The sequence below is a fragment of the uncultured Succinivibrio sp. genome (assembly GCF_902756765.1).
Classification (GTDB): Bacteria; Pseudomonadota; Gammaproteobacteria; order Enterobacterales; family Succinivibrionaceae; genus Succinivibrio.
This window is the reverse complement of record NZ_CACVSS010000060.1, coordinates 1-11705: the sequence shown is the minus strand read 5'-3', so window position 1 is coordinate 11705 and position 11705 is coordinate 1. Positions and strand designations below refer to the sequence as shown.

Annotated in this window: 9 protein-coding genes; 5 read left to right on the top strand and 4 right to left on the bottom strand. The window is 40.1% G+C overall.

Going from position 1 to position 11705, the window contains the following annotated elements; genetic code table 11:
- Window positions 1–127 precede the first annotated feature (127 nt).
- Window positions 128–1108 (top strand): DctP family TRAP transporter solute-binding subunit, encoded by a 981-nt coding sequence (locus QZU45_RS08670; RefSeq protein WP_074839023.1) that lies wholly within the window; start codon window positions 128–130, stop codon window positions 1106–1108.
- Between the two features lie 94 nt (window positions 1109–1202).
- Here the strand turns inward: QZU45_RS08670 and QZU45_RS08665 are convergent, their stop codons facing one another.
- Window positions 1203–2189 (bottom strand): bile acid:sodium symporter, encoded by a 987-nt coding sequence (locus QZU45_RS08665; protein WP_295354213.1) that lies wholly within the window; start codon window positions 2187–2189, stop codon window positions 1203–1205.
- A 7-nt stretch (window positions 2190–2196) separates the two neighbouring features.
- On the bottom strand, window positions 2197–3198 hold the full coding sequence (locus QZU45_RS08660; RefSeq protein ID WP_295354210.1) for a bile acid:sodium symporter: 1002 nt from the start codon (window positions 3196–3198) through the stop codon (window positions 2197–2199).
- A 70-nt stretch (window positions 3199–3268) separates the two neighbouring features.
- Between QZU45_RS08660 and QZU45_RS08655 the strand changes: the two genes are divergently transcribed.
- Window positions 3269–4624, top strand: a complete 1356-nt coding sequence (locus tag QZU45_RS08655) for a metallopeptidase TldD-related protein (protein WP_295354207.1) — start codon at window positions 3269–3271, stop codon at window positions 4622–4624.
- 43 nt (window positions 4625–4667) lie between these two features.
- On the opposite strand, the gene QZU45_RS08650 is transcribed toward QZU45_RS08655, so the two are convergent.
- The gene (locus tag QZU45_RS08650) at window positions 4668–5114 is read right to left on the bottom strand and encodes a flagellar basal body-associated FliL family protein (protein ID WP_295354204.1); all 447 of its coding nucleotides are present in this window, start codon (window positions 5112–5114) and stop codon (window positions 4668–4670) included.
- Between the two features lie 10 nt (window positions 5115–5124).
- Window positions 5125–7584, bottom strand: coding sequence for a glycerol-3-phosphate 1-O-acyltransferase PlsB (gene plsB / locus QZU45_RS08645; RefSeq protein ID WP_295354201.1), 2460 nt, complete (start codon window positions 7582–7584; stop codon window positions 5125–5127).
- A 280-nt stretch (window positions 7585–7864) separates the two neighbouring features.
- Between plsB and QZU45_RS08640 the strand changes: the two genes are divergently transcribed.
- The 3 genes from QZU45_RS08640 to QZU45_RS08630 form a co-directional block, all read left to right on the top strand.
- Window positions 7865–8791, top strand: a complete 927-nt coding sequence (locus QZU45_RS08640; protein WP_295354198.1) for a cation diffusion facilitator family transporter — start codon at window positions 7865–7867, stop codon at window positions 8789–8791.
- A gap of 20 nt (window positions 8792–8811) precedes the next feature.
- Window positions 8812–9678, top strand: a complete 867-nt coding sequence (cysE, locus tag QZU45_RS08635; protein ID WP_241824699.1) for a serine O-acetyltransferase — start codon at window positions 8812–8814, stop codon at window positions 9676–9678.
- A gap of 113 nt (window positions 9679–9791) precedes the next feature.
- A partial coding sequence (locus tag QZU45_RS08630; protein WP_295354195.1) for a fructose-specific PTS transporter subunit EIIC occupies window positions 9792–11705 on the top strand: 1914 nt, incomplete at its 3' end.

Genomic DNA, 11705 nt, shown 5'->3' with positions numbered 1-11705 from the left:
AAAATAAATAAAGAAATTGATTTTTAAACAGCAAATGTGGTGCTAGACCGCATCTATAAAGTCTTTATCAGTTAATATTGAACTGCAAAAGTTGAGTTACTGTAATTTTCTTTTTAAGGAGACACAAATGAAGAAAACCTTAGCAGTTATTCTGGCAACCATCCTTGGAGCAAGTGTTGCAATGCAGGCTGAAGCAAAGACAGTATTACGTTTTGCAACCGATGTTTCAAAGGATAATACTCAAGGTCAGGGTGCAGTTTACTTTGCTGAACAGGTAAAGGAAAAGTCAAAGGGCGAGATTGAAATCAAGACCTTCTTCGACAGTACCTTAGGTAACTCTCAGGCTATTGTTTCTGGTGCTCGTTCAGGAACAATTGATATTGCCATGGTTGGTGGCGGTATCGCTTCAGGTCTGTCTCCAGTAATGGCAGTACTTGATATTCCATTTATCTTCAAGGATAAGGCTCACGCATATCGAGTACTGGACGGCGAAATCGGTGATAAGCTGTATAAGACTCTAGAACCATTAGGTCTGAAAGGTCTTGCATATTTTGAGAATGGTTTCCGTAATATGACCAACAGCCGTAAGCCAATTGTTAAACCAGAGGATTGTGCCGGACTTAAGATCAGAGTTCCTCAGAGTAATATGCTGGTTGCAACCTTTGAAGCTCTAAAGGCAAATCCTGTTCCAATGGCATACGGTGAACTTTATACTGCAATGGAAACCGGTGCAATTGAGGCTCAGGACCACCCAATCTCTACTCTATATGCAGGAAAGTTCTATGAGATTCAGAAGTATCTGTCTATGACCAACCACGCATATACCGCTGTTACCGTAATGATGAACAAGAAGAAGTTTGATAAGCTTAGCGCTGATCAGCAGAAGCTTCTTGTCGACTGTGCACGTGATGCAGCTAAGTATCAGCGTGAGGTTAACGCTAAGCAGGAAGTTACCATGATTGAAGACATGAAGAAGACTGGTATTCAGGTTAACGACAATGTTGATTCTGATGCCTTCATGAAGGCTACTCTGTCTGTTCGTTCAATCTACACAGATAAGAATGGTGATGAGTTTGTTAAGCTGATTGACGCAGAGCGTAACAAGTAATCAACTATCCATCCCCCCTTTAAAAATTACAATGCCGGAATTATTTTACCGGCATTTTTTTGAGCTTAAGCTTATGTAGAGTTAGTCCTCAGTCTTATTCCTGATAAGGGTTTTCTCCTCTCTGTTCCCATATTCTAAGATTCTTTTCTCTATACCACATCTGCCAGGCATTAACTACGTTCTGCCACAGAATATAGGTTCCTGGAATAATGGCTACGGTCGGATTCAGATAGGTAAGTGTTACCCACAGACCAAATACCATATTTTTCTGTCCTAATGCCTGACCTGCACTGATTCTCTGTCCTCCAAACTGACCTATTCCTTTTGCCAGAGCAAACTGAAGAATGGTCATAAAAAAGCCTACAGCTGCCATGAGGGTGATTTCTGTGGCTGTTTTATCTGAGGCTTCAATATTTGCGAAGGTCTTTGCTGAGACTACCACAATAATGAAGGCCCATAGGTAAAAGCCTATTTCTTTTGTATTTCTGAGAATAAACTGATGAAGTTTCGGACTGAAGGTTCTGATGATTACCGTCAGTATCATAGGCAGTACCAGAATAGGGGAGATGTGATTCAGGATCAAAAAGCAGTCATGAAAGAAGGAGTTATTCCCCATATCGCAGAACATTGGAAAAATCAGGGGGATGGCGACGGCTGCAGCGAGGTTACTGAAAATAATATATGTTGTCAGGGAGGATTCATTCCCGCCGAGTTTACCGGTTATTACTGAAGCCGAAGCTGCTGTCGGAGTAATAAGACATATAAGAATGCCTTCAAGTATGACTATGTTCTGTTCCCCATTATAGCTTCTGAGGTACAGCGCGAGAAGCGCAGTGCTAATAATCTGATAGATGACAAGTATAAAATGCCAGGCTCTAGGTTTCATCTGATGCAGGGTAATTTTGCTGAAGGCAAAAAACAGAATAAAGAAAAGTATTACCGGTAATGATTCACCAATAAAGTGTGCCGTAGGTCTTAGCGGCATTGAAAGTTTTGTAAATCTGAAGAAGCAGAATACCAGAAAACCCAGCGAAACTGCGATCAGCAGAGTGTATGGTTTAAGTTTTTTTAATAATACCATTAGCATGTTATTCCTGATATGGCTCCAGTCCTTTTTGTTTCCTTGCAAGTGTATCTTTTTCTCTTAGTCTCATCTGCACCGCGTTAACAAGATTCTGCCACAGAAGATAGCTGCTTGGGACAATAGCAGCCTCAGGAGAAAGAAACATAATGGCAATCCAGATGGCAAATACTGTATTTTTCTGGCCTAACCCCTGACCCGCACTGATTCTCTGCTGATCCATGTGTCCAAAATATTTGCCGACAGCGAACTGTACAACTGTTATCACCAGACCAACAATAAAAAGAGTACACAAGAACGCGTTGCCTGTCTTTGAGTTTGCAACGTTCTGGAAAATCCTTGCAGACTGTATGGCTAAGGTAAAAAGCCATAGATAAAAACCAATCTCTTTGGCTTTGTTTATCAGTTTGAGCAGCGCAGGGAAAAATACTCTGATTATTACAGCTAAAATCAGAGGGAGCACCAGAACAGGAAACACTTTTCTGAGAATTAACATAAAATCATCAAAAAAGATTCCAGAGATGGTAGTACATATCAGTGGAAAGAACAGGGGAATAAAGACCGCGGCAATTATATTGCTGATAATTGTATAGGATGTCTGGGATGATTCGTTGCCGCCAAGCTTTCCTGTCATAACTGCGGCCGACGCAGCGGTTGGCGCAATGGTGCAGATGATGATTCCTTCTAAAAGCAGAACTGTTTTTTCAGAAACTTCGTAACCGTAGAAATAAATCAGAGCTACAAACAGTCCTGTAGAAATAATCTGGACCAGTCCAAGATAAAGATGCCATTTTCGAGGTTTCATCTCTTTTATCTTAAGCTTGCAGAAGGAGAAAAAAAGAATAAAGAAAAGGAAAACAGGCAGAGAATCTACTAAAAAAGAAGCTGCTGGTCTTAGAGGTTTTGTCTGTGGAATATATCTGAAGGCAAGAAATCCAATTAGTCCTATCAATATAGATATAAAAAGACTGTTGGTTTTCAGCTTATTTTTTATTGATGCTAATTGCATGATGTTGCCCTAATTTGTGGTATAACATATCATCACATTATAAAAGAAAACGCTATTAGGATTTAATTAAATGAGTTCTTTTAAGAAAGATTTAGCATCAGAAGAGTCTCGCCTTGAAAATGTATCCTCAGATGTTGTGAAGTTTGCGCTGGACAACGGAGCTGACGAGTGTGAGGTTAATATCGGTGCAGTCAAAGGCTTATCCGTTTCCTGCCGTGATCAGGATATAGAAAATATTGAATTCAACCGCGACAATGGCATGAGCATTACCGTTTACAAAGATAAGCGCTCAGGAGCGGTATCGACAAATGATCTCTCTTTAGAATCGATCCATGAGGCGGTTCTGTCTGCAATCAATCTTGCAAAGTACTCTGATCCGGATCCATGCTCAGGTCTATGTGATAAAGATCTTATCTGTGATTCTTTTAAAGATCTTAATCTGGTGTTTGAGAATAATGTTGATGCTGATTTTGCAGCTGCCAAGGCTCTTGAGCTTGACAAGATGGCAGAGGAGCAGAAGGTTGAAGGTCTTAAGAAATCAGATGGTTCAAGCTTCTCAAGCTATCTTTATACTACTGTAATTTCTAATTCCAATGGTTTTACCAAGGCTCGTTCCTCAAGTTCAGTATCCGCAGACATTACCATGTTAGGTGAATCTGAGGGTAAGATGCAGCGAGCCTCAGGTTCAAGTATTGCCAGATCAATTGAGGATATCTATCCATCACAGAGAATTCTTGATGAGGCCTTTGAAAAGACACTGCTTAAGCTAAATTCAAGAAAGATAGCTACCGGAAAATACAATGTTATTTTCACCAGATCTGCAGTTCAGTCTCTGTGGGGAAATTTCTCCTCTGCAATTTCTGGCGGTGCCTTATACAGAAACCGTTCATTCTTATGCAATTATCTTGGAAAACAGGTTTTATCTGACAGGATAACCATCCACGAGGATCCTTTTGTTTTAAAAGGTCTTGGATCCCGTAATTTTGACAGTGACGGTGTCAGAGTAACAGCTTCGGATATTGTAAAGGACGGTATGCTTGAGCAGTATCTTCTGGCAACCTACTCCAGCAGAAAGCTCGGACTCAAGAGTAACGGTCATGCCAGCGGTATTCATAACTGGTACATTTCCTTTAAGGATGGTACCTGCTCCTTCGATGAGCTTCTCTCTAAGGCAGGAGAGGGTGTAGTTGTCACCGGACTTATGGGTCAGGGAATTGATCTTGTCAGCGGTAACTATTCAAGAGGTGCCGAGGGTTATTACTTTAAGGATGGAAAGTTTGTCCATGCTGTGGATGGTATTACCATAGCAGGCAATCTAAAGGATATGTTCCTGAATATGGAAGCTATGGCTGATGATTTTGATGAAAGATATAAAATCCAGACCGGCTCAATACTTATTCCAGATATGACCGTGTCTGGAGATTAGAGGATTCTTCGAGGTAAGCCTCGAAGATCTGTTGATGCTTTTTCTACTGATACATATAGCTTAGGAACAGCAGATCAACAATCAGAGGTTTACCGAATTTCTCCTGAAGAATGCTGGAAACCTTTTCTCTGCATTCAATTCTGATTTTCTCTCTTGCCTCATTGGTAGCAACCTGACCGAATTCCTTTGAGCCCAGGATTGTAACAATGGCATCCTTAATAAGAGGTTCAACATCGGCAATAATGGATGAATCTCTGCTGTCTTCAAGCATCAGGCTGATTTTGATTCTTACATAATGAATCTTATCTCTAGGATTTAAAGTGGCTACGTTGGTTGTGATATCAGGAGAGATCTGATAATAACCAATCTCTGGTGCAACATTCTCTGGTTCTGCCGGCTCCTCTTTTTTGCCATGACCGGAAGCATAAGCAGATGAGGAAACTGCAATAAAGATTAGAGATACAATTCCCAATAAAAGTTTTTTTAACATTTTCTTTCCCTTATACATGCAAGTGTAGAACATCATCCACTTTTCTGGATAATGTTTGTCCATTTAAAATCTTAACATCGTGAGCTCCTAAAAGAGGGCTTGCAGCTCTGTTCAGTTTCTGAACCTTAGGTTCGTTCACATAAATTTTGCCGTCTTCCTTTACATAGAAATATGAGTGCCTGATAAAGGTTGCACACATGATCTTGAACAGAATAGGGTCTGCGAATTCAGGTGAGTTGTTTGTAACCTCAACCGGCAGACGCTTTGAGTATGATAAACATTTTTTAATAAACTCTGTGACGTCTGATTTTCCGTCCTCTGTATTCTTAAGGGCTGTTACCGCTACCAGATAGCGAACCAGATTGTGGTAAATGCATCTTGATAGAATATAGAATTCCTGATATCCGTCACCTGACACAAAGAGCATGTCTTTATCACGGGTTATATATCCTTCATTCAGGAAATTCTCTATGTGTTTATCAATAAGATCATCAAGATCTTTTTCATCGACAGGAGCAAAAAGCTCATGTCTCAGGAAATAGAACAATGAGCGCGCATGTGAACGTACATCCTCATGAAGAATATGACCGTTTCTGAGGATAATATTTGCAAGCAGTGCTGGCAGAGCAAACAGGTGTACGATGTTATTCTGGAAATATGTTAGCTGAAGTGTCTGACCATAGCTTGGTCTTACAAACTTCATGTCATCGCCAACATCATAAAGCCTGAATTTCTTAAGTTCCATTGCCTGCTTTATCAGTGTCATGGTTGAAGCAGTAGGAATTGTTGCTCTCCTTCTTGGATCAACATTTAGTATCTTCAGATACATGCTAATGCACTTTTCCAGCTGACTGATACTCATTGTATGATCAGGTACGTTCATAATTGCCAGTGCACATAGATTGATGCCGTTGATAGTGGCAGAATCATTAAGATTAATAATGATTCTGTGAGCAAGCTGGTTTACTATATCGTTTAGCCAGGCAGGTCTTGCAGTTCCTTTAGGATCGATATCATTTTTCCAGTTAGGAACATTCTCATTGAGGAATTTATGTACAATGACTGGCTCGCCAAAGGTTACATAACCTCTTCCGTAATTTCTGAAGCGCTTGAAAATTCCTAAAAGCTGCATTGCGCTTTCTTTTTTCTTGGCCTCGCCTACCAGCTCTCTCATGTATGAACCGACTTCGGTAACATGCTCATAGCCAAGATATGTTGGTACGAAGGCAATTGGTTTATCAGAACCTCTAAGCTGAGACTGGACGGTCATTGCAACCATTCCTGTTCTTGGAGGAAGTGTTCTTCCGGTTCTTGAACGTCCTCCTTCAATGAAGAACTCTGTCGCATAGCCGTTTTCAAAGAGCAGACTTAGGTATTCTCTGAAAATGGTGATATAGAAATCATCTCCCTTCATTTTTCTGCGGATAAAGTATGAACCGCATCTTCTGATAATCTGTCCAACCGGGAAGAAGTTAAGATTGTCTCCAGATGCAATCTGAGGCAGAGGCAGACCTTCATGGAAAAGAACAAAGGTTAGCAGAATGTAGTCCATGTGAGATCTGTGACATGGGATATAAATGATCTCGTGTCCTGTCTGCACAAGCTGTCTAACCTTGTCCACACCTATAACAGTCTGTCCCTGATAAATCTTTGACCAGATAGTAGAAACAATAGAATTAAAGAATCTGAGCAGAGGATATCTGGTATCTGCAACCATAACCTCAAGTATTTCTCTTGCCTTGTTTTGGAGTTCTGGTTCAGATTTCCCCGTTTTTTCACTCTCTATGGAGATCTGTTCTAATACTGCAGGGCGTTCAAGGATTTCTTCAATCACCTGCTTTCTGTTTGGCAGAGGTTTACCAACTACAGATCGTGCTTTCTGAATGAAGATCAGCTTGAATGTTCGGTTCAGGTTCTTTGAGAATTTTGACTTTTCAAATCTTTCTTTAGATTCACTTATATTGAAAGTACCACAGAAAATAGTACAGTTATCTCTACCTGCAAAAATCAGATTAAAGAACTTTTTAAATGATGGTGTCGCCGCATTCATTCCGTGAATACCAAGAGTTTCGTATCCCGGATTTCTTGACCACAGCACTGTGATAGGAATTACCTGAACATCTTTTCCTGTTCTCTGATAATACTCATACCATTTTCTAAAGATAGGTTCTATCTCACGATCTTTTGAACCGGCCTTAGAAAATAGTCCAGGGGATCTCAGGGCACATGTTCTGGGTATTTTTTCTCCGAGCAGGTTCAGATCTTCAAATGGGGAAGGCAGGTCTAATTTCTGAACAGCTCTTTCGATGCTCATAACGTTACCTACAGATGAGGAAACCGTTAGATAGACTATTTCTTTTTCTTTATTAATTTTAAGATTTTTTAATGGCTCAAATGGAATTGTTGAACAACTTGTCGTTATTCTGAACGGCCAATATAAAAAAAATCTTAGAATTTTGTTTATTATCATAACGTACCTAAACAGAACTGTGTCTGTTCAGCCTCCCAGTTCTTTTTTTGCTTTTCAAAAGAAGACTATACATCTTAAAGTGTAGTTTATATCGGTGCAATTAATTACGTTTTTAGTGTCTGTTTGTTAATTAGTCTTAATCTGATCAAATTTTTCAGAACTACATCTAGTATTTCAATATTTGTTATGGATAAAAAAGATTATTTTTATCATAAAAATCTATATATTAGAAAAGATATGACATGTAATATACTATCCTCGTAGGAAATAGGAAACAAAAATGCATAATACAAAACTTGAACAGTACAGAAAACTGGTATTGCTTGCCGGTGGAGCCTCTGTTATAACAGCGGTACTGTTCATTTTGATCAAATTTGGTGTCTGGATGATTTCCTCATCCACCGTAATCTTTGCTTCTCTGACGGATTCTATTTTTGATTTGCTTGCGTCTCTGGTCAATTTGCTGGCACTCAGGTTTTCGTTATTGCCTCCTGATGATGAGCATCGTTTCGGACACCATAAATCTCAGTCCCTTGCTTCTCTGGCGCAGGCTGCTTTCATTGGTGGTTCTGCAGTACTGCTTATTAGTCACGGAATTGAAAGGTGCGTTAATCCGGTTTACATCGAACATATTGATTTAGCTCTGTACGTCAGTATCATCTGTATAATTTTTACTATTCTTCTGGTGGTATTTCAGACATATGTGTTTAGAAAGACTCAATCAGAGGCAATTGCTGCAGACAGATTACACTATTTATCTGACGTGTCTTTGAATATTGGTGTTATTATTGCCTTATTCTTAAGCAATTACGGTTATGAATGGGCTGATGGCTTTTTTGCCTGCTGTATCGGTCTATTTATCCTGAAGGGGGCTTATCAGATAGGAGTTGAGGCAGTTCAGACCTTATTGGACAGGTCTCTTGATCCTCTATCTATTAACAAAATCATGCAGGCAATAGTTAAAACAGAGGGTGTTTTATCTATTCATGATCTAAAAACTCACAGTGCAGGACCAATTATTTTTATTCAGGGCCATATTGTGATGGATGGAAAGATGAGTCTTGAAGATGCTCATAATGTTGTAAACAAAACTGAGAACAATATCAGAAAGGATTTTCCTGATGCAGAGATTATTCTTCATATGGAGCCTGATGAAAAAGAAACCTATGATACTGTAAACTTTGACGATTCAAAGTTACAGAACTGATTTTTTTAAAGAGAAAACAATTGGATACACAGATAAACAGTAATTACGAAAATCAGGTAATTGATAGATTCTGGGCTGATTTTAAACAGCAGTCTATGTCAATTATGAACAGTGAGCCTGTGTTGGCAGATCTGTTCAACAAACTAGTTTTTACCTGTGCTAATTTTGACCAGTGTCTAGCAAGGATTATCTCTTCAAAGCTTGCAACTCGTGAAGTTGACAGACAGCAGCTTTTTCAGGTATGCATGCAGGCTTACTCTGAAAACCGCTGTCTTCTTGAAAATGCAATTGCTGATGTTTACGCTGTTCTAACCCGTGACCCTGCATCAAGTTCTATTGTCAGAATTCTTATGTTTCTCAAAGGTCCTCATGTTATAGAGTCCTGGAGAATTTCTCACTGGTTGTGGGAACATGATAGAAAAGATCTTGCCAGTTATATTCAGAGCAGAATTTCTGATGTTTTCTCTGTTGATATTCATCCTGCGGCAAGAATCGGAAAAGGATTAATGCTTGATCATGCAACCAATATCGTCATTGGTGAAACTGCAGTGATTGAGGATACAGTATCTCTTCTTCATGATGTAACTCTTGGCGGAACAGGAAAAGAGTGCGGTGACAGACACCCTAAGGTATGCAGAGGAGTGATGATTGGAGCCGGAGCTAAAATTCTTGGAAACATCAGAATCGGCGAGGGGGCAATTGTCGGTGCCGGCTCTGTTGTTCTTGCAGATGTTCCTGCTCACACAACTGTAGTTGGTGTTCCGGCACGTGTAATTGGTCACCCACAGATGGAGATGCCTTCTCTGGATATGGATCAGACTTTTAAGGGCTGTAAATCTGAAAGTAATGAGCCTCTGTGTCCAGGACTCCATGTAAAACAGGTTTAATTATGAAGTAGTATCTTCTTTTCCGCTTTTTAAAGATTAAATGAAGATTAATAACTTGCCGTTATAAGACTCTCGATTAAACTTAAAATACACGGTATGTAAAAGGAAAAACCATGCGAATTTGCGATTTACTAAATCCTCAGTCTGTTCGATTAAATGTTGAGGTATCGACAAAAGAGCAGGCTATCAATAATCTTGTAGATTTAGTGGCTCAAAGCGGTTGTCTTAATGATGCAGAGCGATTCAGAACCGCTGTATTTGACAGAGAAGCAAAAGTTTCTACTGGTTTAGGTGAGGGCGTTGCTATTCCTCATGCAAAAAGTGCTGGTGTAACTAAACCCGGACTGGCTGCTATGGTTGTTCCTCAAGGCGTTGAATTTGACAGTCTGGATGGAAAGCCTGCTAAGCTTTTTTTTATGATTGCCTCTCCTCACCACGCATCAGACGCTCATCTTGATGTGCTTGCCAGATTATCAACTCTACTTATTTCTGAAGAATTCAGAAATTCATTAAATTCAGCGCAGAGTGTTGATGAGTTCCTTAAGATCATCAATAAAGCAGATGAGGCTGAAATTGAAAAAGAGAATGCCAGAAAGCAGAAACAGCTGGCAGACGAGGCTTCTAAAGGAGCTGAATCTGATAAAGCAGAACTATCCTCTTCAAATAAAGGCTATTACGATATTGTTGCTGTAACAGCGTGTCCTGCAGGATTATCCCATACCTATATGGCAGCCGAAGCTCTGGAAAAACAGGCTAAGGAAATGGGAATTTCTATAAAGGTCGAGACCGATGGCGCAGCAGGTAACAGAAATAAGCTTCTGCCTGAGGAGATTTCTAAAGCCAAAGCGGTAATTGTTGCTGCGGATAGAATCGTCGATATGGACAGATTCCTCGGTAAACCATTAATTCGTGTTGGAGTGGTTGAGGGAATCAGACACCCAAAGAATCTGATTAAATCAGCTCTTGATCCAAAGTGTCCAAAATATCAGTCAGGTTTTTTAGGTTCGACCTCTGTTTCAATGCGTCTATACCGTCACCTGATGTCAGGTATGGCTTACTTAATGCCTTTGGCCGCTACCGCTGGTATTCTTTCTGCTTTTGCCAGACTAGATATTGTTAACGATACTCAGGTCGGTTTCTTTTTTGATAGAGTCGGTTACAGTATTGGAACTCTTCTTTTCCCTATATTGAGCGCGTTTATTGCCTATTCAATCAGAGGTCGTACAGCTCTGGTCGCTGGCTTTACCGGTGGTGTAATGGCTGATTTAGGTGGAAGCGGAGTTATTGGAGCTGTTATTAACGGCTTTGTGGGGGGCGCTGTGGCGTTGCTTACGACTCTGTTTGCAGGAAGGTTTCTAAAAGGTCATGATGCGACAGTTGCACTGCTGCTGTATCCTCTAATGGGCGCATTGGGAACAGCTGCAATTGCTGTATTCTTTACAAATATACCTGCTCAGTTTGTTGATGTTTATATTAATTCTTTCTTTAGTGAATCGTCTGTATTTACCCTGATTATGATTGGAGCCTTGCTTGCCGGCATGATGTCTTATGATATGGGCGGTCCAATTAATAAGATGGCTTATGCTATAGGTGTGCTATTCCTAGCCGACAGTTTACCAGAACAGGGGCCTGGTGGTTTAGTAATGGCCTCAATTATGGCGGGAGGAATGGTTCCTCCTATTGCTGCTGCTCTTGCAAGTATTCTTGTTCCTCAGGTCTTTACGTCAAAGATCAACTCTTTAAGATTTATTACATTAGGAAAAGGTCTGGTATTTATTACCGAAGGTATTATTCCATATCTGCAGACTAATCCAAAGATAATGAAAACAGCCTGTGTCGCATGTTCGGCATTGTCTGGTGGGTTATCCATGTACTTTAAATGCTCTATATGTGCTCCTCATGGAGGAATTTTTATTATTCCTCTTTGTGACCACCCTATTCAGTACATTATTTCAATGGCGTCTGGTATTGTTGTAGGTATTTTTGCGTTTTCAGTTATTCACTTAAGGTCGGGAAGTGATTCATCT

Bases quoted from the DNA above. Each gene is read 5' to 3' on its own strand.
- plsB (WP_295354201.1), bottom strand. From the start codon at position 7,584: ATGATAATAAACAAAATTCTAAGATTTTTTTTATATTGGCCGTTCAGA.
- QZU45_RS08640 (WP_295354198.1), top strand. From the start codon at position 7,865: ATGCATAATACAAAACTTGAACAGTACAGAAAACTGGTATTGCTTGCC.
- QZU45_RS08665 (WP_295354213.1), bottom strand. From the start codon at position 2,189: ATGGTATTATTAAAAAAACTTAAACCATACACTCTGCTGATCGCAGTT.
- QZU45_RS08660 (WP_295354210.1), bottom strand. From the start codon at position 3,198: ATGCAATTAGCATCAATAAAAAATAAGCTGAAAACCAACAGTCTTTTT.
- QZU45_RS08650 (WP_295354204.1), bottom strand. From the start codon at position 5,114: ATGTTAAAAAAACTTTTATTGGGAATTGTATCTCTAATCTTTATTGCA.
- QZU45_RS08670 (WP_074839023.1), top strand. From the start codon at position 128: ATGAAGAAAACCTTAGCAGTTATTCTGGCAACCATCCTTGGAGCAAGT.
- QZU45_RS08655 (WP_295354207.1), top strand. From the start codon at position 3,269: ATGAGTTCTTTTAAGAAAGATTTAGCATCAGAAGAGTCTCGCCTTGAA.